The sequence below is a fragment of the Mycobacterium celatum genome (assembly GCF_002101595.1).
In the GTDB taxonomy this organism is placed as follows: Bacteria; Actinomycetota; Actinomycetes; order Mycobacteriales; family Mycobacteriaceae; genus Mycobacterium; species Mycobacterium celatum.
Window position 1 is genome coordinate 67,546 of the sequence record NZ_LQOM01000035.1, and the last position, 25,676, is coordinate 93,221.

General features: G+C 68.1%; 29 protein-coding genes. 7 read left to right on the forward strand and 22 right to left on the reverse strand.

The genetic code is table 11. From position 1 onward, the window contains the following. The first annotated feature begins 110 nt into the window (after window positions 1-110). A complete protein-coding gene (locus AWB95_RS15665) occupies window positions 111-1,268 on the forward strand; it encodes a PPE family protein (RefSeq protein ID WP_062541038.1) in 1,158 nt (385 codons plus the stop codon). Between the two features lie 15 nt (window positions 1,269-1,283). On the opposite strand, the gene AWB95_RS15670 is transcribed toward AWB95_RS15665, so the two are convergent. The 5 genes from AWB95_RS15670 to map all read right to left on the reverse strand — a co-directional run bounded on the left by AWB95_RS15670 (window position 1,284) and on the right by map (window position 6,091). Beyond that, window positions 1,284-2,057: a 3-oxoacyl-ACP reductase gene (locus tag AWB95_RS15670; protein ID WP_062541039.1), complete on the reverse strand. Its 774-nt coding sequence runs from the start codon at window positions 2,055-2,057 to the stop codon at window positions 1,284-1,286. Next, complete coding sequence (locus AWB95_RS15675) at window positions 2,048-2,758, reverse strand: gamma-glutamyl-gamma-aminobutyrate hydrolase family protein (protein ID WP_062541047.1); 711 nt, start codon at window positions 2,756-2,758, stop codon at window positions 2,048-2,050. Before AWB95_RS15675 ends, AWB95_RS15670 begins: the two co-directional genes overlap by 10 nt. Before the next feature lie 157 nt (window positions 2,759-2,915). Continuing rightward, window positions 2,916-3,467, reverse strand: a complete 552-nt coding sequence (locus AWB95_RS15680) for an alpha/beta fold hydrolase (protein WP_062541048.1) — start codon at window positions 3,465-3,467, stop codon at window positions 2,916-2,918. Window positions 3,468-3,639: 172 nt separating this feature from the next. Beyond that, the gene (locus tag AWB95_RS15685) at window positions 3,640-5,139 is read right to left on the reverse strand and encodes a cobyric acid synthase (RefSeq protein ID WP_062541040.1); all 1,500 of its coding nucleotides are present in this window, start codon (window positions 5,137-5,139) and stop codon (window positions 3,640-3,642) included. A 94-nt stretch (window positions 5,140-5,233) separates the two neighbouring features. Beyond that, the gene (map, locus tag AWB95_RS15690; RefSeq protein ID WP_062541049.1) at window positions 5,234-6,091 is read right to left on the reverse strand and encodes a type I methionyl aminopeptidase; all 858 of its coding nucleotides are present in this window, start codon (window positions 6,089-6,091) and stop codon (window positions 5,234-5,236) included. 40 nt (window positions 6,092-6,131) lie between these two features. Between map and AWB95_RS15695 the strand changes: the two genes are divergently transcribed. After that, window positions 6,132-6,578: a nuclear transport factor 2 family protein gene (locus AWB95_RS15695; protein WP_062541041.1), complete on the forward strand. Its 447-nt coding sequence runs from the start codon at window positions 6,132-6,134 to the stop codon at window positions 6,576-6,578. Here the strand turns inward: AWB95_RS15695 and AWB95_RS15700 are convergent. The 6 genes from AWB95_RS15700 to dxr form a co-directional block, all read right to left on the reverse strand. After that, window positions 6,575-7,147 carry a DUF1707 SHOCT-like domain-containing protein gene (locus AWB95_RS15700; RefSeq protein WP_062541042.1) on the reverse strand — a complete coding sequence of 191 codons (573 nt, stop codon included), beginning with the start codon at window positions 7,145-7,147 and terminating at the stop codon, window positions 6,575-6,577. The two genes, AWB95_RS15695 and AWB95_RS15700, sit on opposite strands and share 4 nt — an antisense overlap. A 33-nt stretch (window positions 7,148-7,180) precedes the next feature. After that, window positions 7,181-8,989: a penicillin-binding transpeptidase domain-containing protein gene (locus AWB95_RS15705; protein WP_062541043.1), complete on the reverse strand. Its 1,809-nt coding sequence runs from the start codon at window positions 8,987-8,989 to the stop codon at window positions 7,181-7,183. 197 nt (window positions 8,990-9,186) lie between these two features. Beyond that, window positions 9,187-10,041, reverse strand: coding sequence for a GNAT family N-acetyltransferase (locus tag AWB95_RS15710; protein ID WP_062541044.1), 855 nt, complete (start codon window positions 10,039-10,041; stop codon window positions 9,187-9,189). 30 nt (window positions 10,042-10,071) lie between these two features. Then, window positions 10,072-11,226 (reverse strand): flavodoxin-dependent (E)-4-hydroxy-3-methylbut-2-enyl-diphosphate synthase, encoded by a 1,155-nt coding sequence (ispG, locus tag AWB95_RS15715; RefSeq protein ID WP_085168382.1) that lies wholly within the window; start codon window positions 11,224-11,226, stop codon window positions 10,072-10,074. A 10-nt stretch (window positions 11,227-11,236) separates the two neighbouring features. Then, entirely contained in the window at window positions 11,237-12,445 is a 1,209-nt protein-coding gene (locus AWB95_RS15720; RefSeq protein ID WP_062541045.1) for a M50 family metallopeptidase, read from the reverse strand. Then, complete coding sequence (dxr, locus tag AWB95_RS15725; RefSeq protein ID WP_085168383.1) at window positions 12,442-13,608, reverse strand: 1-deoxy-D-xylulose-5-phosphate reductoisomerase; 1,167 nt, start codon at window positions 13,606-13,608, stop codon at window positions 12,442-12,444. Before dxr ends, AWB95_RS15720 begins: the two co-directional genes overlap by 4 nt. A gap of 88 nt (window positions 13,609-13,696) precedes the next feature. Between dxr and AWB95_RS15730 the strand changes: the two genes are divergently transcribed. Both AWB95_RS15730 and AWB95_RS15735 read left to right on the forward strand, forming a co-directional pair. Next, on the forward strand, window positions 13,697-14,377 hold the full coding sequence (locus AWB95_RS15730) for a fasciclin domain-containing protein (RefSeq protein ID WP_062541407.1): 681 nt from the start codon (window positions 13,697-13,699) through the stop codon (window positions 14,375-14,377). Between the two features lie 66 nt (window positions 14,378-14,443). After that, a complete protein-coding gene (locus tag AWB95_RS15735; RefSeq protein ID WP_062541406.1) occupies window positions 14,444-14,698 on the forward strand; it encodes a DUF2631 domain-containing protein in 255 nt (84 codons plus the stop codon). On the opposite strand, the gene AWB95_RS15740 is transcribed toward AWB95_RS15735, so the two are convergent. From AWB95_RS15740 to AWB95_RS15780, 9 genes are all read right to left on the reverse strand, one after another. After that, the gene (locus tag AWB95_RS15740; RefSeq protein WP_062541405.1) at window positions 14,691-15,440 is read right to left on the reverse strand and encodes a DUF4097 family beta strand repeat-containing protein; all 750 of its coding nucleotides are present in this window, start codon (window positions 15,438-15,440) and stop codon (window positions 14,691-14,693) included. The two genes, AWB95_RS15735 and AWB95_RS15740, sit on opposite strands and share 8 nt — an antisense overlap. 20 nt (window positions 15,441-15,460) lie before the next feature. Further along, window positions 15,461-15,922 (reverse strand): toxin-antitoxin system HicB family antitoxin, encoded by a 462-nt coding sequence (locus AWB95_RS15745; protein ID WP_085168384.1) that lies wholly within the window; start codon window positions 15,920-15,922, stop codon window positions 15,461-15,463. A 31-nt stretch (window positions 15,923-15,953) separates the two neighbouring features. Continuing rightward, a complete protein-coding gene (locus AWB95_RS15750; RefSeq protein ID WP_062540318.1) occupies window positions 15,954-16,811 on the reverse strand; it encodes a cytochrome c biogenesis CcdA family protein in 858 nt (285 codons plus the stop codon). After that, window positions 16,812-17,318, reverse strand: a complete 507-nt coding sequence (gene dsbE / locus AWB95_RS15755) for a disulfide bond-forming protein DsbE (protein ID WP_062540319.1) — start codon at window positions 17,316-17,318, stop codon at window positions 16,812-16,814. A 69-nt stretch (window positions 17,319-17,387) separates the two neighbouring features. Next, entirely contained in the window at window positions 17,388-18,473 is a 1,086-nt protein-coding gene (gene rlmN / locus AWB95_RS15760; RefSeq protein ID WP_062540320.1) for a dual-specificity RNA methyltransferase RlmN, read from the reverse strand. A gap of 13 nt (window positions 18,474-18,486) precedes the next feature. Further along, window positions 18,487-19,380 (reverse strand): phosphatidate cytidylyltransferase, encoded by an 894-nt coding sequence (locus AWB95_RS15765; RefSeq protein ID WP_420799441.1) that lies wholly within the window; start codon window positions 19,378-19,380, stop codon window positions 18,487-18,489. Window positions 19,381-19,402: 22 nt separating this feature from the next. Next, window positions 19,403-19,960, reverse strand: a complete 558-nt coding sequence (frr, locus tag AWB95_RS15770; RefSeq protein WP_085168386.1) for a ribosome recycling factor — start codon at window positions 19,958-19,960, stop codon at window positions 19,403-19,405. Between the two features lie 65 nt (window positions 19,961-20,025). Further along, window positions 20,026-20,817: a UMP kinase gene (pyrH, locus tag AWB95_RS15775; protein ID WP_083129438.1), complete on the reverse strand. Its 792-nt coding sequence runs from the start codon at window positions 20,815-20,817 to the stop codon at window positions 20,026-20,028. A gap of 134 nt (window positions 20,818-20,951) precedes the next feature. Continuing rightward, complete coding sequence (locus tag AWB95_RS15780; protein WP_062541439.1) at window positions 20,952-22,445, reverse strand: FAD-dependent oxidoreductase; 1,494 nt, start codon at window positions 22,443-22,445, stop codon at window positions 20,952-20,954. A 182-nt stretch (window positions 22,446-22,627) separates the two neighbouring features. Between AWB95_RS15780 and mbp1 the strand changes: the two genes are divergently transcribed. Then, window positions 22,628-22,870: a microaggregate-binding protein 1 gene (gene mbp1, locus AWB95_RS15785; RefSeq protein WP_062541438.1), complete on the forward strand. Its 243-nt coding sequence runs from the start codon at window positions 22,628-22,630 to the stop codon at window positions 22,868-22,870. Window positions 22,871-23,015: 145 nt separating this feature from the next. Further along, window positions 23,016-23,723: a winged helix-turn-helix domain-containing protein gene (locus AWB95_RS15790; RefSeq protein ID WP_062541437.1), complete on the forward strand. Its 708-nt coding sequence runs from the start codon at window positions 23,016-23,018 to the stop codon at window positions 23,721-23,723. Here the strand turns inward: AWB95_RS15790 and AWB95_RS15795 are convergent, their stop codons facing one another. Further along, a complete protein-coding gene (locus AWB95_RS15795; RefSeq protein WP_062541436.1) occupies window positions 23,724-24,659 on the reverse strand; it encodes a lysophospholipid acyltransferase family protein in 936 nt (311 codons plus the stop codon). A gap of 92 nt (window positions 24,660-24,751) precedes the next feature. Then, window positions 24,752-25,249, reverse strand: coding sequence for an MPT63 family protein (locus AWB95_RS15800; RefSeq protein ID WP_062541435.1), 498 nt, complete (start codon window positions 25,247-25,249; stop codon window positions 24,752-24,754). Window positions 25,250-25,492: 243 nt separating this feature from the next. Between AWB95_RS15800 and AWB95_RS23960 the strand changes: the two genes are divergently transcribed. Next, window positions 25,493-25,618 (forward strand): hypothetical protein, encoded by a 126-nt coding sequence (locus AWB95_RS23960; protein WP_282957122.1) that lies wholly within the window; start codon window positions 25,493-25,495, stop codon window positions 25,616-25,618. Window positions 25,619-25,676: the final 58 nt, after the last annotated feature.

The window sequence follows — 25,676 nt, forward strand, 5'->3', positions numbered from 1 at the left end:
CCGAATTCATCGGTGGCTGTGTGAAGCGTCGGATAACCCCATTTCTTTTTCCAGGAGAACTCGATGTCTTTTATCAATGCGATCGCGGCACCACATGGAGGTGTCTAACGATGGACTACGGCATGTTGCCCCCCGAAATCAACTCTGCCCGAATGTATTCCGGACCCGGACCGGGATCGATGCTGGCCGCGTCGTCGGCCTGGGACGATCTGGCCGCCGCTCTCGGCGCGGCAGCGGTCTCCTACTCGTCGGTGATCTCCGGGCTGACCGGCGGGCCCTGGCAGGGCCCGTCGTCGACCGCGATGGCCACCGCCGCCGCGCCCTACCTGGTGTGGCTGCACACCACTGCCGCGCAAGCCGAGCAGACCGCCGTGCAGGCCAAAGCTGCCGTCGCCGCCTACGAAACCGCGTTCGCAATGACGGTCCCGCCGCCGCTTATCGCCGCCAACCGCGCCCAGTTGATGTCGCTGATCGCGACCAACGTGCTGGGGCAAAACGCCCCGGCGATCGCGGCCACGGAAGCTCAGTACGGCGAGATGTGGGCGCAGGATGCAGCAGCCATGTACGGCTACGCCGGCTCCGCGGCCGCCGCTTCGACATTGACGTCGTTCACGCAGCCGCTGACGACCACCAACCCTGCGTCGCTAGCGGACCAGGGCGGCGCGGTCGCGCAGGCTACCGGCACCGAGACGCAAACGGCGCTCTCGCAGCTGACCTCGGCGATGCCGCAGGCGCTGCAGAGCCTCGCCTCGCCCCCGTCGTCGTCCACGTCGCCTATCTCGGTGGTGAATAGTCTGAATACGCTTGCGATGCCGTTGCGGAATGCCGCCTACCTGACCAGCATTCCCATCACCACGACGAATGCATTGAGTTCGCTCGCCAAGAACCTGGGTTCGACGACGACTGCGGCCGCCTCGACGGTCAAGTCCGCGGGATCCGCCCTGGCCGGCGGGTTAGCCTCGGGCGCAGGCGTACTGGGCTCAGCACCGTCCCTGGGTGGCGGCGCAGCAGTGACTGCGGGCATCGGCAGGGCGGTTGCCATCGGCCCACTGTCCGTGCCGCAAGCCTGGGCCGCGGTTCCCAGCGCTGTGAGCCACACCGCCGGTGCGTTCCCGGGAACTGGAGTCAGCGCCGCCCCGGTAGGGGGCAGCGGAGGGGTACCGCCGATGATGCCGATCGCGAATATGGCCGCGCGCACCACCAGCGGAGCCACCCCGCAATACGATATGCGCCCCAGCGTGATTCCGCGGTCACCGTCCGCCGGGTAGTGCCGGACGCGGAGACTACAGCGGGGTGACGTAGGCGGCGGTGATGCCGCCGTCGACCAGGAACGTCGACGCGGTGATGAACGATGCGTCGTCGCTGGCGAGAAACGCGACGGCCGCGGCGATTTCGTGCGCCTCGGCGAACCGGCCCATCGGCACATGCACCAGCCGGCGCGCGGCGCGCTCGGGATCTTTGGCGAAAAGCTCAGCCAGCAGCGGGGTATTCACCGGGCCGGGGCACAGCGCGTTGACCCGGATGCCCTGGCGGGCGAACTGCACCCCCAACTCGCGGGACATCGCCAGCACGCCGCCTTTGGACGCGGTGTAGGAGATCTGCGAGGTTGCCGAACCCATCACGGCGACAAACGACGCGACGTTGACAATGGAACCACTTCCCGCGGGAACCATGTGCCGCAAAGCTGCCCGGCTGCACAAGTACACCGATTTGAGGTTGACGTCCTGCACCCGTTGCCACACCGCCGGTTCGGTGTTCTCGATCAGCTCGTCCTCCGGCGGCGAGATGCCGGCGTTGTTGACCGCGATGTCGACTGCGCCGTGGGTTGCCGCCGCGGTGTCGAACAGCTCATTGACCGCGGCTTCGTCCGAAACATCCACGGGCACAAACGAACCGGCCAGTTCGTCGGCGGCGGCCGTCCCGGCCCGTTTGTCGATGTCGCCGACGACAATCGTGGCTCCTTCTGCATGCAGCCGCCGCGCGGCGGCCAGACCGATGCCGCTTCCCGCGCCGGTGACGACGGCAATCTTGCCGGCCAGCCGCTGCGTCAGATCCATCTGTTCACGCTCGCATAGTCGCGCGCCGCATCCACGACCGCCGCGAACAGCCGCAAATCGTCCAGGCTTTCCTCCGGATGCCATTGCACGGCGAGCACAAAGTCGCCGCCGGGCAACTCGAGGGCCTCGATCACGCCGTCTACGTCCCAAGCGCTGACGACCAGGCCCTCCCCGACGTCGGCGATGGCCTGGTGGTGATAGCAGCGCACCTCGGCCGACTCCCCCAGCAGCGTGGCCAGCCGGGTGCCGGGCACCGTCCGCACCTTCAAATCGGTGAACACCGCGTTGCCGGCCCGATGGCCGCTGTGCCCGATGACGTCGGGCAGGTGCTGGTGCAGCGTTCCGCCGAGTGCGACGTTGAGCACCTGGGCGCCGCGGCAGATGCCCAGCACCGGCAGTTTCCGGTCGAGCGCCTCGCGTAGCAGGGCGAACTCCCAGGCGTCGCGCTCGGGGCCGGGTTCGTCGGTGGCCGGGTGCGGCTGCTGGCCGTAGGCGGCCGGGTCGACGTCCTTGCCGCCGGTGATCACGAGTCCGTCGAGGCCGTCGAGCACTCGCCCGGCGATGCCGGCGTCCACCGGCTGCGGCGGCAGCAACACCGCCACACCGCCGGCTAGCGTGACGCCCTGGAAGTAGGCGGCCGGCAGAAAGCTGGCACGAACGTCCCAAATGCCGGTCTGGGCCTGGTCCAGATAGGTGGTCATGCCGATCAGCGGCGATCGCGAGCGCGGCGCAGCCGGGCGCTGCGGGTCGCCGCCAACAGCCACCGGCGATCGCGAGCGCGGCGCAGCCGGGCGCTGCGGGTCGCCGGCGGTCTTTGAGGCTTCCACGTCACCACCGTAGGCAAGATCCGCCGCTGGGTTACCAGGTGCTGGTGCGCAGGACGATCTCGGCGGCCAGTTGTGCGGTGGACTCCTGTGCGTTGCGCCGGCCCAGCAGCTGCACGATGCGGTAATCGCCGTAGACCCAGCGTTGGCTGGCCCGCGCCACCGCCTGGGAGGCCGGGGTGCTGACCAATGCGGTGGTGTTGATCTCCACAGGTGGGCAGTGCGGGTCGCGGATCACCCCGGTCAGATCGGCCACTCGGGGGTGCCCGCGGTCGATGACGATCAGGCCGGTGAAGCGGTCCAGCCTTGTAGCCGCCAGCTCCCATGCCAGCTCGCCGCCGAGGCGATCGCCGACCAGCACACCCCAGTTGATGTCGAGGACGTCCATGATCCCGACCACCGATTTGGCGGTCAGCCGTTGGTCCGGGCCGATGACAATCGTCCGCAGCGACGCGGTGTGCAGGCGTTCGCACACCGGGTCGTAGGCGGCGAGCGCCCGCTGCGCCGCACCCAACACCACCACAACGGAGCCCTTTTCCGGGCCCGCCAGATTGACCTCGAGGGGGAATCCGTCGACGGTGGTCATCATCGTCGAAGGCACTTGTGCAAGGTAGCGCCAAAAGGCCGCTGCGCGGGCGGTTTCTGCACTGTCTCTCAGGCCACTATCAGGCGCAGATTCTCGGGCATCGTGCATTGAGCGACGGGTGTGGCTGCTGATGTGGCCGTAAACCGCTGGCGCAGCGAGGGTTTGGCTGCGACTAGGCCAGGCCGACCACGAGGGTCGGGCGCGGCGGCGGTCCGCCGTCGAGCAGTCCGATCATGGCATCCGTGTCGGCATGGGCGTCCAATAGGTCGGCCATCAAGTCCAATTGGGCATCGCGGCGTGCCGTCACATTGACATCGTCAGCCACAACGAAACCGTCCCGGCCGGCGGCGGCGGCCGCGACGGTCAGCCACTGCCGCCGGAAGCCGTCGTTGTCGAACACCCCGTGCCAGTGGGTGCCGAACACGTGATCGCGGCGGTACCCCTGCGGAGACTCGTCCGCGCCGAACCAGGCGAACTCGGCGCAGCGGGTCACCCGCCCGTGGTGGATCTCGTAACCCGCCAGCGGGCTCTGCCACCGCTGCAACACCTTCTCGGCGCCGAACACGACATCGGCGTCCAGCAGGCCCAACCCCTCGACCCGGCCTGTGCCCGATTCGACCGGGTCGTCGATCGAACGGCACAGCATCTGGAAACCACCACAGATGCCCAGCACCGGCCGGTCCGATGCGGCGTGCGCCATGATGCCGTCGGCGAGCCCTTGATCGCGCAGCCAGTGCAGGTCGGCGACGGTGGCCTTGCTGCCCGGGAGCACGATCACGTCGGCGTCGGCCAGGTCGGCGGGCTCGGTGACCCAGTGCACCAGCACCCCGGGCTCACAGGCCAGCGCCTCGAGGTCGGTGGAGTTGGAGATCCGCGGCAGCCGCAGGGCAGCGATCCGCAGCCATTGCCGGCCGCGCGGCGGCTGCGGAACGCCCAGGACCCGATGGGCGAGCACCGAGACGGAGTCCTCTGCGTCCAGCCAGAGCTCGTCGGCGTGTGGCAGCACCCCGTAGGTGGGCCGGCCGGTCAGCTCGGCCAGTTGGCGCAGGCCGGGCTCGAGCAGTGCGGGGTCACCGCGGAATTTGTTGACGACGAACCCGGCGATCAGCGCCTGGTCTTGCGGGTCCAGTATCGCGACGGTGCCGTAGAGGTGGGCGAGCAGCCCGCCGCGGTCGATGTCGCCGACCAGGATCACCGGCAGGTTCGCGGCCCGGGCCAGTCCCATGTTGGCCACATCGGTTGCCCGCAGGTTGATCTCGGCCGGCGAGCCAGCCCCCTCACAGATCACTGCATCGAATTCTGTTCGCAGCGTAGACAATTCGTCGACGACGACGTCCGCGAGCTGCTCGCGGTGCGCCCAGTAGCTCGCCGCGGTGACCGTATCGGCCACTTGGCCGCGGATCACCAGCTGCGAGGTGCGGTCGCTGCCGGGTTTGAGCAGGATCGGGTTGAACCTGACGCTGGGCTGTAGGCCTGCCGCCCGGGCCTGCATGGCCTGGGCCCGGCCGATTTCGCCGCCCTCGACGGTGACAGCCGAGTTGTTCGACATGTTCTGCGCCTTGAACGGCGCCACCCGGGTGCCCTTGCGGGCCAGGAGCCGGCACAGTCCCGCCACCACCATGGACTTGCCGGCGTCGGAGCTGGTGCCCGCGACTAGCAGCGCACCGCTCACCTTGGTTGCGCGCCGCGCCGACGCGGTGAGTGTGCGGTTTCATACGCGACACGCCGCGGAGGGCGTATCAATCCGCACGGTCGCGGCGGCCACCTCACGGCAACGTCAGGATTTCGGCGCCGGTGTCGGTGACCAGCAGGGTGTGCTCGAACTGCGCGGTCCACTTGCGGTCTCGGGTGACCACGGTCCAGCCGTCGTCCCAGATTTCGTAGTCCAGCGCGCCGAGGTTGATCATCGGCTCGATGGTGAACGTCATACCCGGCTCGAGGATCGTGGTGACCGACGGCTGGTCGTAGTGCAGCACCACCAGGCCGTTGTGAAACGTGGTGCCGATGCCGTGGCCGGTGAAATCGCGAACCACGTTGTAGCCGAACCGGTTTGCGTACGACTCGATCACCCGGCCGACCACCGACAGGGAACGGCCCGGCTTGACGGCCTTGATCGCGCGCATGGTCGCCTCGCGCGTGCGCTCGACCAGCAGCCGATGCTCCTCGGTGACGTTGCCCGCGAGGAACGTCGCGTTGGTGTCGCCGTGCACGCCGTCAATGTATGCGGTGACGTCGATGTTGACGATGTCGCCGTCTTCGATCACCGTCGAGTCCGGGATGCCGTGGCAGATAACCTCATTCAGCGACGTGCAGCACGACTTCGGGTAACCCTTGTACCCCAGCGTGGAGGGGTAGGCGCCGTGGTCGACCATGTAGTTGTGCGCGATGCGGTCCAGGTCGTCGGTCGTCACTCCCGGCGTGACGGCCTTACCCGCCTCGGCCAGCGCACCGGCCGCGATCTTTCCGGCGACGCGCATCTTCTCGATCACCTCGGGCGTTTGCACCCACGGCTCGCTGCCCTCCCGCGCGGTGGGCTTGCCGACGTATTCCGGGCGCGGGATCGACTTGGGCACCGGCCGTGGGGGAGACAGCACGCCGGGGGACAACGCGGTGCGAACAGGCATGTCGCCAGGGTAGTCGGAACCCGTGGATACATTGACGACCATGCACATCGATGAGGTGGACACGAAGTTCGCCGCCGAGTTCGCCGAGCGGTTCGCCGACACCTGGCGCACCCCCGACCTGGCCAAGCATGAGGCGCTGTGGAGCGACGACATCGAGCTGATCCAGCCGCTGATGGGCACCCTGCGCGGTAAGCAGGCCTGCCGGTCGGCGTTTCACCGGTTGTTCGTCCTGGTGCCCGATCTGCACGCCGACGTGCACACCGTCGGGCATGGCGGGCGAGAGGTGTTCATCGAATTCACCTTGAGCGGAACCTACGGAGGCAAACCGATCGCGTGGGACGCGGTCGACCGGTTCACTTTCACCGACGGCCTGATCGCGCAGCGGGTTTCCTACTTCAATGCCACGCCGCTGGTGCTCAAGCTCCTCGGCCGGCCACGGGGGTGGGGCCGCCTGGCGCGGGCCGGGGCGGCGCTGTTCAAGCGCTAACGCCGGCGCAGCAGCGACCGGCGCGGCCCGCGGATGACCACCGAGCCGCACACCACCCGGCCGGTCAACACCACGTGCGGTGTCCCCTCGGGGGGTGCGTTCTTGCGGCGGTCGCTGGCGCTGCCCGCGTAGACCTCGACGTCGTCGATCGAGGCGCTGGCGCCGTCGGGCAAGCGAATATCGACGCCACCGAACTTCATGTCGAGCTCGATCACGACGACCGGCCCGGCGAAGCGGGCATGCACGAGGTCCAGCTCGCAGGAGCCGACCCGACGCACCAGCGCCAGCCGGGTCGGCACCATCCATTCGCCGTGCCGCTTGAGCGATCCGAGCCAGCCGCGCAGCTCGACGCGGTCGGCCGCCGAGGTGACGATCGCCCCCGGGCCGGGCAGGTCGCCGACCACACTGTCCAACTCGCTGCGGGTTCGGGCGTACGAGACCAGCGATGAACGTTCCTCGAACTCACCGATGTCGATCAGACCGAGCGCGACGGCATTGTGCAGGCGCCGCAGCGTGCCGTTGCGGTCGGCGTCCGACACCCGCAATTCGGTCAGCTCGCCGTGTGTCATAGCGGTATCAATCTACCGCCGCCAGATAGACCATCAGGCCAAATAGTCGGCCGGCAACGTCTGGAACATCCGCTTGGTCATCCGGACCGCGTGTTCGGAGCTGCCGCCCCCCACGATCAGCGCCGCGAACGCCATGTCGCCGCGGTAGCCCGCGAACCAGGAATGCGACCCGCCGGGGAACTCGGCTTCCCCGGTCTTCCCGAACACCGCGCCGCAGTCGGCTATGTCGGTGGCGGTGCCGTTGGTGACGACCAGCCGCATCATCGGTCGCAGACCGTCGAGCATCTTCGGGGTGATCGGCGTCGTGTCGCCGTTGACCGTCGTCGGCCGGCCCTCAATCAGGCGTGGTACCGGGGTTTTCCCGGCGGCCACCGTCGCCGCGACGAGCGCCATGCCGAACGGGCTGGCGAGCACCTTGCCCTGGCCGAAGCCGTCTTCGGTGCGCTCGGCCAGATCGACGGTCGGCGGCACCGAACCGGTGACCGTGGCGATGCCGTCGAGCTGGTAGTCGAGCCCAAGCCCGTACCGGACGGCGGCCTGGCTCAAACCGCGCGGCGGCATCCGGCTGGCCAGTTCGGCGAACGTGGTGTTGCAGGAGCTGGCGAACGCCCGCGACATCGGCACCACCCCGAGGTCGAATCCGCCGTAGTTGGGAATGGTGCGATGCCCGATGTCGATTTCGCCGGGGCAGCCCAACAGCGTGTTGGGGGTGGCCATGTCGCGCTCGATGGCAGCGCCCGCGGTGACCATCTTGAACGTCGACCCCGGCGGGTACAGGCCGGTGGTGGCGACCGGCCCGTCGGCGTCGGCGGCGCCGTTCTGCGCGACGGCCAACAGCTCCCCGGTCGACGGCTTGATCACCACGATCATCGCCTTGCCGGGCTGGGTGTCGACGGCGTGCTGGGCGGCGTCCTGAACGGACCGATCCAGGCTGATCGAGATGGACGGCGCCGGTGACGGCTCGACCTCGTGCAGCACCGCGACGTCGACACCGTTCTGGTTGACGCTGACCACCCGCCAGCCGGCCTCGCCGTCGAGCTGGTCGACCACGGCCTTTTTGACCTCGTTGATCAGGGCCGGGGCGAAATGGTCGTCGGTCGGCAGCAGTTCGGCCTGCGGGGTGATCACCACGCCGGGCAGCTGGCCGATCGCCGGTGCGACGTTGTTGTTGTCGTCGACTCGCAACGTGATCAGATCCAGCGGCTTGGCGGACGAGCTGGCCTGCTCGGCCAGTTGCTGCGGGTCGTTCAGCGCCTCGTCGAAGGGATGCAGCGCATCGACGACGGCGCGGGCCGTGGCGATCAGGTTCGGCCCGGCCCGGGTGGCGTCCAGCGTGTAGTGGTAGAGGTAGCCGGGTGCCAGCACGTCGGTGCCGCCGACTTCGTTGACCGAGGCCCGCCGCGGCGGGTCGGCCCGCAGCGCGAACGTCTGATGCTCGCCCAGCCGCGGATGCAGGTCGGTGGTGCTCCAGCGGACCAGCCAGCGGCCCTCGTCGCGGGCCATCTTCAGCTGGCCTTCGTAGGCCCAGGTCCGGTTCTTGGGCAGATGCCAGGTGTAGCGGTAGGCCACAGTGCCGGTGTCCTCGGTGTAGCGCGAGCCGAGGATTTCGGCGTCCAGGTGGGTGGCCTGCAGGCCGGCCCAGGCCGCGTTGAGCGCTTCGCGGGCATCGCTCGGGTCGTCGCTGAGCTCGGCCGCCGCCGCAGTGTCGCCGGTGGACAACGCGGCGAAGAACCGCTGCGCCGCCGGGGCAGGGCCGTCCGGTCGCGGCGTACACGCCGGCAAAGCGAAAACCGTGAGCAGGCCAACCGTGACTGCTGATACCAATATGGTTTTAGTTGCCATTGAGGCTGATGTTACGAACTGGTATCGCCCGACGGGCGTAGGCGCACCGAAGCAAGTCCTCTGGATCGGCCCGCGGCGAATATCGAGTGTGAATCCTGGGCTTCGAGTGTTAACGCAGGGCGGGAAATCGCCCCTGTCTTCTCCCTGGATGCACAGTGGAATCCCAGGATTCACACTCGGCGCAACAACAAGTGGACTCAGTCCAGCAGGACCGTCGCGAAGCTACCGACTTCGCGGAATCCCACCCGCGTGTAGGCGGCGCGGGCCACGGTGTTGAAGCTGTTGACGTAGAGGCTGGCGATCCGCCCGGTGCCGACGATCACCGCCGCCAGCGTCGCGGTGCCCGCCGTGCCCAGGCCCTGGCCGCGACGATCCGGATGCACCCACACACCCTGGATCTGGCCGACGGCCGGAGACTGCGACCCGACTTCGGCCTTGAAGACCACCTGACCGTGCTCGAAGCGGGCCCATGCCCGGCCCTGGGTGATCAGGTTGGCCACCCGGCGCCGGTAGCCGCGGCCGCCGTCGCCAAGCCGCGGATCCACCCCGACCTCGCCGATGAACATGTCCACCGCGGCCACCAGGTAGGCGTCGATCTCGGTGAGCTTCACCTGGCGCACCTCGGGGTCGATCGCACAGGTGGGCATCGAGGTCAACGCCATCAACGGCTGATGCTCACGCACGTCGCGCGCCGGTCCCCAGGCCGACTCCAGCCGCCGCCACATCGGCATCACCAGTTCGGCTCGGCCCACCAGCGACGAACATCGCCGCGAGGCGCTCATCGCCTCGTCCGCGAAGGCAGTCAAGTCGGCCGGCCCGCCGCGCAGCGGAATCAGGTTCGGCCCTGCGTAGCAAAGGGATTCGTCGACACCGCGCCGGGTCCACAGTTCACCGCCGATCGCCGACGGCTCGATCCCGTGGTCGGCGACCCGCGCGGCCACCATGCACGACCCGACGGGGTCATGGTCGAGAACGCGGCGCACCGCCGCGACATCCCGCACCACCGACACCCGCCGCTCGTCGATCAAGCGATGGATGGGCGGAGCCGACATGGTGACTCTTTCTGCGAGAGCGGGCGTCCCTCAGCTTACGGTCACAACAGGCGAACCGCTTGCAGAAGCGCCCGTGCCGCCCTCGGCCGCCAGCCGCATGGCCTCTTCGATCAGCGTCTCGACGATCTGCGCTTCGGGCACCGTCTTGATCACCTCGCCGCGCACGAAGATCTGGCCCTTGCCGTTACCCGAGGCAACCCCGAGGTCGGCCTCGCGGGCCTCCCCCGGGCCGTTGACCACGCAGCCCATCACTGCGACCCGCAGCGGCACGTCGAGGCCCTCGAGCCCCGCAGTGACCTCGTTGGCCAACGTGTAGACGTCGACCTGCGCGCGGCCGCACGACGGGCAGGACACGATCTCCAGCGAGCGCGGCCGCAGGTTCAGCGATTCCAGGATCTGGTTGCCGACCTTGACCTCTTCGACCGGCGGCGCCGACAGCGACACCCGGATGGTGTCGCCGATGCCCTTGCTCAGCAGCGCGCCGAACGCGACGGCCGACTTGATGGTGCCCTGGAACGCCGGGCCGGCCTCGGTGACGCCGAGGTGCAGCGGGTAGTCGCACTGCGCGGCCAGCTGCTCGTAGGCCGCGACCATGACAACCGGGTCGTTGTGCTTGACGCTGATCTTGATGTTGCCGAAGCCGTACTCCTCGAACAGCGACGCCTCCCACAGCGCCGACTCGACCAGCGCTTCCGGGGTGGCCTTGCCGTATTTGGCCATGAACCGCTTGTCCAGCGAGCCGGCGTTGACGCCGATGCGGATCGGGATGCCGGCGTCACCGGCGGCCTTGGCGACCTCGCCGACCCGACCGTCGAATTCCTTGATGTTGCCGGGATTCACCCGCACAGCCGCACAACCGGCGTCGATCGCGGCGAAGATGTACTTGGGCTGGAAGTGGATGTCGGCGATCACCGGAATCTGGCTGTGCCGCGCGATTTCGGCCAGCGCGTCGGCGTCCTCCTGGCGCGGGCAGGCCACCCGGACGATGTCGCAGCCGGCGGCGGTCAGCTCTGCGATCTGCTGCAGCGTGGCGTTGACGTCGTGGGTCTTCGTGGTGGTCATCGACTGTACGGCGATCGGATAGTCGCTGCCGATGCCGACATCGCCGACCATCAACTGGCGGGTCTTGCGCCGAGGCGCCAAGGTGGGCGCCGGCGGTGCCGGCATCCCCAGTCCGGTGGTCATGACGAGACTCCTACTGGAACAACCTGATCGGGTTGACCAGGTCGGCGGTAACGGTCAGCAGCATGTAGCCGACCACCACGACCACGATGACGTAGGTGGCGGGCATCAGCTTGAGGTAGTTGACGGGCGCCGCGGCGACCATGCCGCGCGCCGACCGGATCATGTTGCGGATCTTCTCGTAAACGGCGATCGCGATGTGCCCGCCGTCGAACGGCAGCAGCGGCACCAGGTTGATGGCGCCTAGCACGAAGTTCAGCTGGGCCAAAAAGAACCAGAACGCCACCCACAGCCCGTGGTCGACGGTGTCGCCGCCGATGATGCTGGCGCCGACGACGCTGATCGGGGTTTCGGGATCACGTTCTCCGCCGCTGATCGAGTGCACCAGCGCGCCGACTTTGGTGGGAATCTTGGCCAGCGACTTCCCCAGCTCCACGGACAAGTCGCCGGTGAACGTGAAGGTGGCCGGCACCGCCGTCAGCACGTTGTACTTCGTCGGGCCCGACAGCGCGCTGCTGCTGATTCCGATAGCGCCGACGGTCGATGCGGCGTCGGCGTGCTGGGACGTGAATCTCTTTGTCTGCGTGACGTTCACGGTGAATTCGAGCCGGCGCCCGTCGCGCTCCACCACCACCGGCGTGGGCCCGTTTCGCGGCTGCACGGCGGCCTGCACATCAGCGAAGCTGCGCACGTCCTGGCCGGCGACCTTGACAATGACGTCGCCGGGTTTGATCCCGGCGATGGCCGCCGGGCCCGGACCGGTGCACTGGCCGAGCTCACCCTTGCTGACTTCCGGTGCCACACAAGCGGTTCCGCCGACGACGGCACGGGTGTCGGGGTGCAGGTTCGGCAGCCCCCAGACGACGGCGATGCCGTAGATCAGCACCAGGCCGATCAGGAAGTTCATTCCCGGCCCGGCCAGCAGCACCGCGGTGCGCTTCCAGGTCTTCTGCTTGTACATGGCGCGGTCGCGCTCGTCGGGCGCCAGCTCCTCGACCGCGGTCATCCCGGCGATGTCGCAGAAGCCGCCCGCCGGGATCGCCTTGAGGCCGTATTCGGTTTCGCCGCGCCGCGTCGACCACAGCGTGGGGCCGAAGCCGACGAAGTAGCGGCGCACCTTCATCCCGGTGGCACGCGCGACCCACATATGGCCGCATTCGTGCAGCGCCACCGAGACGAGGATGGCGAGCGCGAACAGCACGATGCCGACGACGAACATCATCGGGTGGGTATGACCTCCTGTGTGACTCGATCAATGAGACGCCTGGCCGTCTCCCGGGCCCAGCGCTGCGCGTCGAGTACGTCTTCCACGGTAGCGGGTAAGACCGACCATTGGTCGGCGGCGCTCAGTACCTCGGCGATCGTGCGCACGATCGCGGGAAATCGGATCCGCCCGGCCAGGAACGCGGCAGCAGCTTCTTCGTTGGCGGCGTTGTAGACGGCGGTCATGCAGCCGCCGGCCCGGCCGGCCTGCCGGGCGAGGTCGACGGCGGGAAACACCGCAGTGTCCAGCGGTTCGAACTCCCAGCTCGACGCGGTGGAAAAGTCGCAAGCGGCGGCGGCGCCGGACACCCGGTCCGGCCAGCCCAGCGCCAGCGCGATGGGCAGTTTCATGTCCGGCGGGCTGGCCTGGGCGATCGTCGAGCCGTCGGTGAAGGTGACCATCGAGTGCACGATCGACTGCGGGTGCACGACGACGTCGATGCGCTCGTAGGGGATGCCGAACAGCAGGTGGGTTTCGATGAGCTCGAGCCCCTTGTTGACCAGCGACGCCGAGTTCAGCGTGTTCATCGGGCCCATCGACCAGGTCGGATGTGCGCCCGCCTGTTCGGGGGTGACGTGTTCGAGCGCGGCAGCCGACCAGCCCCGGAACGGGCCGCCGGAGGCGGTGAGCACGATCTTGGCGACCTCGTGCGGGGCGCCGGCGCGCAGGCATTGGGCCATCGCGGAGTGCTCGGAGTCGACGGGCACGATCTGGCCGGGCGCGGCGGCCGCCAGCACCAGCGACCCACCGGCGACCAGCGACTCCTTGTTGGCCAGGGCCAGCCGGGCGCCGGAGGCCAGCGCGGCCAGTGTCGGCCGCAGTCCCAGCGCCCCGACCAGCGCGTTGAGGACGACGTCGGCCTCGGTGTTCTCGACCAGCCGGGTGACGGCGTCGGGTCCGCGGTAGGTGACGTCGCCGATGGCCGCGCCCTCGTCGGCGACGGCGATGTTCGTCACCCCGGTCTCGGCGCGCTGCCGGGCCAGCAAATCCGGGTTTGCCCCGCCGGCGGCCAGCCCGACCAGCTCGAAGCGATCCGGGTTGGCGGCGATGACCTCCAGCGCCTGGGTCCCGATCGAGCCGGTGCTGCCCAGCACCAGGACGCGCAGGCGGTCGTTTGTCACCCATTCATTGTGCCGCGCCTGTATCGCTCTTGCGTTTAGCGCCAGACCAAAGCGGGAAAGGGGACGGACACCTAATGGCAGGGAGAGGATGGCAAAAATGAATAGACCGCTTGCCGCGGTCGGCGTCGTTGTGCTGGCTGTGATGGGGGCGACGGCCTGCACAACCGAGGTCCACGAGCCCGTGCAGTCCGCGCCATCGACTGTGACCACCACGGTCGTCGTGACGCCGCCGGCGTCCTCGACCAGCACGGGAACCGCCGCTCCCGCAGGCAATCCCGTCGGCCCCGGCTGTGCCGAGTACGAGCAGCAGGTGCCGACCGGGCCCGGTTCAGTGTCGGGTATGACCAAAGACCCGGTCTCGGTCGCGGCGTCGAACAACCCGCGGCTCACCACGCTGACCCAGGCACTGTCGGGCCGGATGAACCCGGACGTGAACCTCGTCGACACCGTCAACAAGGGCCAGTTCACGCTGTTCGCACCGACCGACCAGGCGTTCGCCAAGCTCGACCCCGCCACGATGGACCGGTTCAAGACCGACGCGGCGTTCCTGAACAGCGTCCTGACCTACCACCTGGTCAACGGGCAGCTGACCCCGGCCCAGATCGACGGCGTGCATCAGACGCTCGACGCCAACACCACCCTGACCGTCACGGGCACCGCCGACAGCCTGAAGGTCAACGAGGCCGCCGTGACCTGTGGCGGCATCAGCACCGCGAACGCGCAGCTCTACATGATCGACACCGTGCTGATGCCTCCGCCCGGCCCGTAGGCCAATTCCGCTTCCCCGGCGTGTGCCAGAATGTCGGTGCGTCGCAGTCCAACTGGAGGAGTAGCCGTGGCCGGTACTGAGGTGGAGCGTTACACCGGGGTCGACCTTGCCGAAGTGCCCTCCGCGGAATGGGGCTGGAGCAGGATCAACCACCGCACCTGGCACATTGTCGGGCTGTGCGTCGCCGGGTTCCTGCTGCTGATGCTGCGCGGCAACCACGTCGGCCACATCGAGAACTGGTTTTTGATCAGCTTCGCCGCGCTGACTCTGTTCGTCGTGGTGCGCGACTGGTGGGGCCGCCGCCGCGGCTGGATCAGGTAAGCGTCGCAACGGCTCGGTGGATGTCGACGTCCCCCGAGCCGGTTCGTACCTTCACCGACAGCGTTTCGTCGCCCTCCTCGGGGCCGCCCGAGGGTTCCAGCCGGTTGGTGATGACGCCGGACCCGGTCACGATGTCGAGCCGGGCGGCGCTGCCCTCCGGAACACCGACTTCGACCGCGCCGCTGCTGGTATAGGCGACGACGGCGCCGCTGACAGCGGCCGCGATGTGCACCGAACCGGACGCAGTTTGCGACTTCACCCGGCCGCGCAGCCGACCGAGCGACAGCGAGCCACTGGCGGTACTGAAGTTCACATCACCGTCGAGTTCGCCGATGTCGGCCCCTCCCGAGGCGGTCGCGGCCTTGAGCTGCCCGGTGATCGATTGCGCCGCAAGGCTTCCGCTGGCCGACGCTAAGTCGAAGTCCGCGAATTCGCCGTCGGCGTGCACGTCGGCGGACGCCACGGCCGCGCGGACCCGGGAGCGCGACGGCAATTTGACGATGATGTCGACCGCGCCCATCCGGTACCCGAGGAAGCCGAATTTGGCGGGTGCGACGGCCAGCTGGCCGTTGGCGTAGGACACTCGCGCCTGCTCAGCGGAGCGGACATCGGCCTGGCGGTTCGGGTCGCGTGGGCGGACCTCGACGACGGTGTCGGTCCGGTCGGTGGCGATCAGCCGGATCGAGCCCTCACCCGCGTCGATGCGGGCGGAGATGGGCTCGGGTGTGGCGAACGTGGGCATCGGGCCTCCTTTGTCGGTACTCAGCGCACCCAGCCGGTGACGTGATGGCGGGTGGCGGTTCGTGGTGTCGCCGCTTCGACGCGCGCGGCGGCGGCGCGGACCAACCAGGCGTTCAGGGAGATGCCGTCGCGGCGGGCGGCCGCCTCGATCCCGGCCCGCAGCGACTCCGGCAGCCGCAGGGTGACCCGCCAGGTGCCGCCGTCGTCGTCGACCGCCGGCGCCTCGGCGGGCGACTCGCCGAGCGGGGCGCTGACGACGAACTCCGGGTCGCGGCCTCTCAGCCGAACCTCGACCGAACGCGGCGCCAGCTCACGGGTGATCTCTTCGGCACCGGCCGCCAGCGCCTGGAGCAGCGCCAATCGGATCGCCGACTCGAGCGGAGCAGTCAGCCGATCGGCGAGCGCCTGGGCCTCGTCACCGCCCGCCGCGGCGGCAACACTCAACTCGTGGCGGACCGCGTCGACGTACGGCTGCAAATCCATGGTGTCATGGTGACACCATCATGATGTCATTTCAAGTGTCGCGATGACGTCGGCGGTACTGGGCCGTCGCGAGCGCGCCCGCTACCAGCAGGACCAGCGCCAGCAGCCACGGCCAGGCACCGTGCTGGTGCACCCAGCCGGCCAGGACGCCCTGGATGCGACCGGCCGCCGCGATCACGGCGTCCCGCGGGTGCCCGTGCAGACTGAACAGCCGCACCTCGTAGAGGCCGTAGTAGCCGACATATAGCCCCACGACGACCAGCAGTGCGCCACCGATCCGGTTCACGAACGGCACGACTCGCCGCATGCGATCGGCCAGTGCCGAGCTCGCGCATGCGGCGGCGACGGCCAGCGCACCGACAACCAGGCTCAGCCCGGCGACATACGCCAGATAGATCAACACGCCGCCGAGGATCGATCCGCTCCGAAAACCGGCCGCTGTGACCGCCAAAAACGGACCGACGGTGCACGACAGCGAGGCGATTGCGTAGCTGAGGCCATAGCCGTACATCGATCCCAGCCGAACCGTCGGGGCACGTTGCGCGCGAAGCCGTTGGGGTATCAGCACGCTCAGCTCTCGGCCACATAGCAGCCAAATGCCAAGGGCGACAAGCACAACGCCGATCAACACCGTCACATAGGGCAGGTAGTGCTGCACCGTCGTCGCGGCCGACACGGTGAGCGCCCCAAACAGCCCGAACACCGTCAGAAAACCGAGAGCCATCCCGACGGTGGCCACCAATGCGCGGCCGACCGACGTCGGCCCCGCCTGTCCGCCGCCGCGTACCACCAGAACCAGATAGGCGGGCAGCATGGCAAAGCCGCATGGGTTCAGCGCAGCCACCAATCCGGCGGCGAACGCCAATCCGACAAGTCCCTCGTCTACCAATTACTTGAGCGCTGCAACCCGGTCGGACAACTCTTGCTGGGGCATGGCCGCGGTCGGGTTGTTCACGAATGTCGATGTGCCGTCGGCACGGTAGAACACATACGCAGGCTGCCACGGGACGTTGTAGCGTGCCCAGATGGACCCGTCGGCGTCGTTGAGGTTGGTGAAGTTCAAGTTGTACTTGGACACAAAGTTCTGCATCGCCTCGACATCGGAGTGGGCCGCGACGCCGACGAAGGTGACCCCGGGATTCGCGGCCGCAACCTGGCTGACACCCGGGGCTTCGGCGTTGCAGTACGGGCACCACGGCGTCCAGAACCACAGCACGGCCGGCTTGCCCTGCAGGCCGGCGCCGTTGAACGGAGCTCCGCTCAGTGTGGTTGCGGTGAAATTCAGGCGATCGTCGGCTGCAAGTGCACGCGGTGCGATGCTCGTCCCGGCCGCAAGCGCGACGGTGATGACAACCAGGGCAACCAGTTTCGTCAGGATGGAACAGTGAACCCTCATCGCAGGCCTCCGCTTCATGTCTGCCTTAACCACGTAAAACTGGCCCGGTTTAGTTCAAAATACGCCGAATCACGTCACGTGTTGGGCCGCGAGCTGGCCACAGGCGGCGGCGATCTCCCGCCCACGGGTGTCGCGGACCGTGCAGGAGACGCCCTTGGCCCGCACGCGCCGGACGAACTCGCGCTCCGCGGATTTCGGGCTGGCGTCCCAGTCGCTGCCCGGTGTGGGGTTGAGCGGGATGACGTTTACGTGGGCCAGCGGGCCGAGCACGCGATGCAATTGCTTGCCCAGCAGCTCGGCCCGCCATGGCTGGTCGTTGACGTCGCGGATCAGCGCGTATTCGATCGAGACCCGCCGGCCGGTGACGTCGGCGTAGTAGCGCGCGGCGTCCAGCGCCTCGGCGATCTTCCAGCGGTTGTTGACCGGCACCAGCGTGTCGCGCAGCTCGTCGTCGGGTGCGTGCAGCGACAGCGCCAGCGTCACCCCGAGCCGCTCGTCGGCGAGTTTGCGGATGGCCGGGGCCAGACCGACCGTCGACACCGTCACGGCCCGCGCGGAGATGCCGAAACCTGAGGTGATGCCACGCACCGCGGCGACCACTCGCGCGTAGTTGGCCAGCGGCTCCCCCATGCCCATGAACACCACGTTGGACAACCGGTCGCCGAACTCGTCGCGCAACTCCGCGGCGGCGGCCCGCACCTGTTCGAGGATCTCCGCGGTGGAGAGATTCCGGCTCAGCCCGCCCTGTCCCGTCGCGCAGAACGGGCACGCCATGCCGCAGCCGGCCTGCGACGAAATGCACACCGTGTTGCGTTGCGGGTAGCGCATCAGCACCGACTCGAAGGTGGTGCCGTCGATGGCCCGCCACAGCATCTTGCGGGTCTGGCCGGAGTCGCAGGTGACCTCGCTGGCCGGGACGAGCAGGTTCGGGAACAACGCCTCGGCGATCCGGTCGCGAACCGCGGCGGGCAGGTCGGTCATCTGCCGCGGGTCGGCGATCAGCCGGCCGTAGTACTGGTGGGCGAGCTGTTTGGCACGGTACGCCGGCAGGCCCAGCTCGGCGACGGCGGCCGCACGGCCGTTTTCGTCGAGGTCGGCCAGGTGGCGCGGCGGCAGCGTGCGGCGCGGCGCCTCGAACACCAGCTGCGGCTTCATGATGTGTCCAGTATCAGGGCACCAGGGTCAACACGACCCAAGCGGCCACCGCCGACGGCAGGAAACCGTCGAATCGGTCCATCACGCCGCCGTGACCGGGCAGCAGGCTGCCCATGTCCTTGATGCCCAGGTCGCGCTTGACCTGCGATTCCACCAGGTCGCCGAGTGTGGCGGTGGCGACCAGCATGAAACCCAACAGCACGCCGATCCACCACGGCTTGCCGCCCAGGTAGGTCACGGTCAGGGCGGTGGCGGTCACCCCGAACACCAGCGAACCGACCAGCCCTTCCCACGACTTCTTCGGGCTGATCGCGGGAACCATCGGGTGCTTGCCGAACAGCACCCCCGCCGCGTAGCCGCCGACGTCGGAGGCCACCACGCCGATTGCCAGCGCGAACGCGCGGCCGGGCCCGTCTTGCGGGTAGACCAGCAGCGCGGCGAACGACGCGAACAGCGGGACCCAGGCGGCCAGGAAAACCGTCGCCGACACGTCGCGCAAGTAGTTGGCCGGAGAGGCGTCGGGCACCGGCGCCGCGCGGCGACCGTGGGGGCTCAGCAGCCGCCAGATCATGCACACCACGACGGTGGCGCCGAAGCCGGCCAGCGCGCCGCGCACCCCGAACGGCCAGGTGAGCCACAGGGTGGCCTGGCCGCCGACCACCAGCGGGATGACCGGAATCACGTACCCGGCGGCGCGCAGCCGCCGCACCACCTCCAGCGTGCCCAGCAGCACGCCGGCGGCGACTATCCCGACGAACGCATGCGGCGCGTACACCAGGCTGGCGATGACCGCCCCGCCGAGCAGTGCGCCGACGGTGATGGCGACGGGCAGGTTGCGACCGGCCCGTGAGGTCTTCTGCGCCGACCCCTCCGCCGGGGTGCCTGCGCCGGTATCAGTGTCTGCCACAGACATCGTTGCTGAGTGGCCGCTAGACCTCCAGCAGCTCGCCTTCTTTGTGTTTGACCAGCTCGTCGATCTGGGCGACGTACTGGTGGGTGGTTTTGTCCAGGTCCTTTTCTGCCCGGCCGACCTCGTCCTCGCCGGCCTCGCCGTCCTTGCGGATACGGTGCAGCTCCTCCATCGCCTTGCGGCGGATGTTGCGCACCGAAACCCTGGCTTCCTCGCCCTTGTGCTTGGCCTGCTTGACCAGCTCGCGGCGACGCTCCTCGGTCAGCTGCGGCACGGCCACCCGGATCAGGGTTCCGTCGTTGGTGGGGTTGACGCCCAAATCGGAGTTGCGGATCGCGGTCTCGATGGCGTGCAGCTGGTTGGCCTCGTACGGCTTGATGACGACCAGCCGCGCTTCGGGGACGTTGATGCTGGCCAGCTGGGTGATCGGGGTGGCCGCGCCGTAGTAGTCGATGACGATCCGGGAGAACATTCCGGGGTTGGCCCGGCCGGTCCGGATGGTCGACAGGTCATCGCGGGCCACCGACACGGCCTTTTCCATCTTCTCTTCGGCGTCGAAGAGAATCTCCTCAATCATGTGCGCCGCTCCTCCTCATCGCTGCGCTCTGCATCGTCGCCAGCGCGGATCATCGCGTCTTCCCCCTAGGTGGTGACCAGCGTCCCGATTTTCTCACCCGCGACCGCGCGGGCGATATTGCCGTCGGTCAGCAGGTTGAACACCAGGATCGGCATGCCATTGTCCATACACAGGCTGAACGCGGTGGCGTCGGCCACCCGCAGGCCGCGGTCGATGACTTCGCGGTGGCTGATCGCGGTGAGCAGCTCGGCCTCGGGGTTGACCCGCGGGTCGTCGGCGAACACCCCGTCGACCGCCTTGGCCATCAACACCACCTCGGCGCCGATCTCCAGCGCCCGCTGCGCGGCGGTGGTGTCGGTGGAAAAGTACGGCAGCCCCATGCCGGCGCCGAAGATCACCACCCGCCCCTTCTCCAGGTGACGGCGGGCGCGCAGCGGAATGTAGGGCTCGGCCACCTGGCCCATCGTGATCGCGGTCTGGACTCGGGTGGCTATCCCTTCTTTTTCCAGAAAGTCTTGCAGCGCAAGGCTGTTCATGACCGTTCCGAGCATGCCCATGTAGTCCGAGCGGCTACGCTCCATGCCGCGCTGCTGCAGCTGGGCGCCCCGGAAGAAGTTGCCGCCGCCGATCACCACGGCAACCTGAACGCCGTCGCGGACCACCTCGGCGATCTGGCGGGCCACCTGGGCCACCACGTCGGGGTCAAGCCCCACCTGCCCGCCGCCGAACATTTCGCCGCCGAGCTTGAGCAACACCCGCGAGTACTTGGGCCGGCGTGGCGGTTCTGCGCCGGGATAGCCGTTGTCCGGTGGAAATGCCTCGACGCCGTTGGTACTCGTCGGCTCCTGCTCCGTCATCAGACTCCTCGCATGCGAGAGCGCCTTGCGGCTACCCCCCGGACAGCACCTCCTATCCTGCCTCATGGCAGGTCCGCGCGTTCGAGGTGGAGCAGATTTGCGGCGAACAACCGGCTACGCGGACACCCCAACCGCTACGAAGATCGGGTCAGGCCCCGGGTTGCCGGTCCTTCCAAGAGTGTGCCGTCCGGCGCGAATCGCGATCCGTGCAGCGGGCATTCCCACGACTTGTCCGCGTCGTTCCAGTTGACGATGCCGCCAAGATGCGGGCATACCGGCGAAACCCGATGCGTCACACCGTCAACCGAGCACTGCGCCTCCATGTGCCATGGCAATCCCTTGACCACGCCGCCGTCAGTGGGCACGTCGCGGCCCAATCGGGTCGCCGGCGCAAGCCATCCCTTGGCCATGTGCAACGCAACCTCGAGATTCGCGCGCATGGCGGTGGTGATGCCGGTGATTTCGTGGGGGCTCCATGCCGCGAACGCCTTCGACCAGTCCATTCGGCCGCCGAGGATCCGGCTGCTGAGCAGAAGCGCCGCCGCGACTCCGGCGGCGAGTCCCCACTTGTTGAATCCCGTTGCGATGTAAACCTTTTCATCGCCGGGCAAAATCGGCCCGACGTAGGGCAGATGGTCGATGGGCGTGTAGTCCTGCGCCGACCACCGGTGGGTCTGGACGGCACCGGGATAGTGCTCGCCGGCCCACGACGCCAATTCGTCCAGCTCGGCGGTTGGGCTCTTGCGGCCCACCACGTGGCCGGCGCCGCCGACGATGAGTCGCTCGCCGTCGCCGGCCGGCGCGTATCGCAGCGACCTGGTCGGCGAACCGGCGGAGATGAACATCGGCCGGGTGATGGCGCCGGGAACCTCGAACGCAATGCAGTAGGACCTGTTGGGCTTCAGCCTGGCGAAGTATCCACCGCGGTCCAAAATCGGCATGCCGGTGGCGAGCACACACTGCGCCGCGTCCACGTCGACCGTGCCGTCGCCGGTCCGGGTGGTCAGTCGCACGCGATCGTTGCGGTGCGACAGCCGCTGCACCCGCGCACCCTCGACAAGTCGGCCGCCACGCTGAGTGAGCTCACCAATCAGACTGTCCAGCAAGGGCATTGGATCGAACTGCGCCTGGTTGGCCAGCCGTACCCCGCCGTGGTAGGGAAACGGCACGTCGGCGTCGTCGTCCCACTCGGCGTCTAGACCCGCCAACCGCGCCGCAGCCAGTTCCGCACGCGCCGTCTCGACCTCGCCCGCGGACCGCGCGTAGGTGTAGGCGTCCTCCCGCTGAACCGCAACGCCGTTCGCCTCGCAGTAGTGCAGCAGCCAATCCTGGCCTTCTCGATTGCCCCGCACGTAGTCGCGCGCGATATCGGCGCCGTGGTGGGACACGATCTGCGAGAGCATGGTGCCCTGCAGCAGGCTGATCTTCCCGGTGGTGTTGCCGGTGGTCACCGCGCCGGCGCTGCGTGCCTCCAGCACCAGCACGTCCTTGCCTGCCCGGGCCAGCAGCACGGCGGTGGTCAGCCCCGTGATGCCCGCACCGACGACCACCACGTCGGCGGACGGTTGCCCCAGGTTGGTTTGCGTGTTCGGCCGAGCGCGGTCGGCCAGCCACAGCGAGGTAGTCATCGCCTCCAAATACCCGGCCCGGCCCCGACGAAACAACGGAGGTTTGAGCGTGCGCCGCGGTGGGAATCCGGCCAGACGCGGCGGGAAGAGCGCGGAGATGACGAAGTCTCTGCGCCGCGCCGACACAAACCGGTCGAGACGTTGGCCGGTCCATGAGCAGGACAGCCAATGAGGAGGAATCCATGGCGGAGGACAACAAGAGCGGACCCGCGGAAGGCGTCAAGGGCGTCGTCGAGGACGTCAAGGGCAAGGCCAAGGAAGCCGCAGGTAACGTGCTCGGCCAGGACGAGCTGGCCCGCGAGGGTAAAGCCCAGCAGGACAAGGCCGAAGCCCAGCGCGACGCGGCGAAGAAGGAAGCCGAAGCCGACGCCGCCCGTGGCAGCGCCGCTGCCTCGGAAAAGCGCGAGCAATCTCACCAGCAGTAGCTGGATACAAGGACGGGCCCGGTCTGCAGTGACGGACCGGGCCCGTCGCATGTCCGCGGTCCGACAATAACGTCCAATATTCCGGAATAATTTCGAGTGGATCGGGGTAACCTGTGGCTGCCCTACCAGGGGGTTGGAGGCTCGGGTGGATGTCCTGCTAATTACCGATCAGGCCGATTTCGCATCGGTTTTGCCGACGCTGGAGCTGTTCGCCGAGGACGTCCGCCAGATCCCGCTCAGCGACAGCGCCGCCGGTTACCACGAGCGCGCCGACGTCGCGATCATCGACGCGCGCGCCAACCTGCCGGCCGCTCGCACGGCGTGCCGGCGGCTGACCGCGACGGCGCCCGCGATCGCGGTGGTAGCCGTCGTGGATGCCGCCGATTTCGTGGCGGTCGACTTCGACTGGCATCTCGATGACGTGTTGTTGGCCAACGCCAGCGCCGCGGAGTTGCAGGCGCGGCTGCGGCTGGCAATCGCACGCCGCCGCAGCACGCTGGAGGGCACCTGGGAGCTCGGTGACCTGGTGCTGCACCCGGCAAGCTACACCGCCACGCTTGAAGGCCGCGAACTGGACCTCACGCTCACCGAGTTCAAATTGCTGAATTACCTTGTGCAGCACGCCGGTCAGGCCTTCACCCGCACCCGGCTGATGCACGAGGTGTGGGGTTATGAATGCGACCACCGGGCCCGCACCGTTGACGTGCACGTGCAGCGCCTGCGTGCCAAACTCGGCCCCGAGCACGAGTCGATCGTCGACACGGTCCGCGGAGTCGGCTATATGGCAGTGACTCCACCGCACCCACGCTGGATCGTCAGCGAGCGTGCGATCAGCCCCGTGCGGGCGTCGTAGTCAACCGAACAGGGGCAACGCCCGCTTGCGGGTCAACGCGTCCACTCCGCGCTGAATGCTGTCCTGCACCTCGCGGTACTTGGCGTCGACGTACGCGTCGTCGTCGGCCCGGGCAGGGTCGTGGTCCAACTCGACCGGCGGCATGAACCGGGTCCGGATCTTGGCCGGCAACGGCAACTGGGGCAATGCCGCAGGGGCGATGCCCCACGGCAACGAGACCGCCAGCGGAAACACCTTGAGCCGCAACAACTTGTCGAGCCGCAGGGCATGGGAGAGCTTGTCGCCGCGAATCAGCACAGGCATGGCGTCGGCGCCGCCCACCGTGGCGATCGGGACGATCGGCACGCCGGCGCGAATTGCCATCTTGACAAAGCCCTTTCGGCCGGCGAGGTTGGCCCGGTCGCGCTCGCTCCACGGCCGCAGCGAGTCCACCTCGCCACCGGGCCACAACGCGACGTCACGCCCTTCGGCCAGCGCGGTGGCGATGGCGTCCGGCGCCGCCGGCAGCACACCCATCGAGCGGAAGAACCGGCCGAAGCCCGGGATGGCCATCAGCGCATCGTGAGCAGTGCCGTGCAGGGTGCGCTCGGACCCGAACCGTCGCCACCATTGCAGCCCGACAGTCCAGGCGTCCCACACGAACGGCGCACCGGAATGGATGCCCACCAGCAGCACCGGCGGCTCGCCGACATTCTCCCAGCCGTCGATCTCCATTCGGAACCAGTAGTCCACCAACAAATTCCAGAAGAACTTCTGGCGGTGCAAGCTGGCCTCGTCTTGGCGCGAAAGGTCCCAGCGGCCGGCGCGGCGGGCCACCCAGCCGGAAAGGCCGCCCTGCTGTCCGCTGCGGCGGTCCTCCATCGCGGCACGTGCCTGGTCGGCCTGTTTTCGCGCCTGCCGGCGCACCTTGGCGGGTCTGTGGTCGGTAGTACCCATGGCGATTCGGATACCCGATCCGGTTGCAGGCAATGCCCTTGAATACAAACTCCCCGCGTCGGGGATGACGCGGGGAGTTCGCCGATAACCGGTCAGGGATGGGTGACGTTGGACGGTGTCGTCCAGATCAGAACGTCCTCTGTTCCGTCGTTGTAGACAACACCGTTGGGCGGCGGACCGGTGACGTCGAAGTACATCTCACCGTTGACCTGCTGACCCTGATTCAACGGCGCCGGCGGGACACCGTTCGGAACCGGCACTGTGTCGATCACCCGGTAGGTCGTCCCGTCGGCGGCACGGGCGTTGAAGTCCGAGATCAGCGGCGTGATGGTGCCGCTGTCCGAGCGTACGGTGACGTCGGCCTGGTAAAGCTTGCCCTGCGGGATGTAGCCGGGAATCGTCGCGTTGCTCGGTTGCAGGTTGCTCACCGTGTAGTTGGTGACCAGCGGGCCGTCGAACAGCGCTTCGCTGGTGCCCAAGGACTGGACGGTGGGAGGCGCGGCCGCCGCCGTACCCATGCCCAAGACTCCGGCTGCCGCTATGGCGGCGGCACCAATTCCCGTTTTCACAGTCGTCGAGGTGAAATTCACGCTGACCCCTTTCGTTCGCGTCGTTTCAGATTTCGGTCTCGATGCGACGGCCACTTCACCTGGTAGCCGCCGCCCGCAATCGCCGCATACCCACACGCACCGACCTCAAACACCATGTGGGCGCACGGCGGCAAACACGCCTCTACTGCCGTGTAAACGCCTGCATCGGTGATTAGCCGCTTGTCCCCGGGTAGCCGACTTCTGGCTCGATATCAGTGACGGATGCGCGACGGGGAGGAGACGATGCGCAAGGCAGTCGAGCTGGTGCATGCGCAGCGCAGCGAAGAACTGGAATTAAAAGCGGGCCAAGAGAATTGGCGTCATCGGCTGATGGCGATCGGCCACGACCCGTTGAAGGAGCCAGGCTAACCCGGATTTTTCGCGGAATGTTGTGAGTGTCGGGGTGTAGATAAGCGAAAGTGCCTGT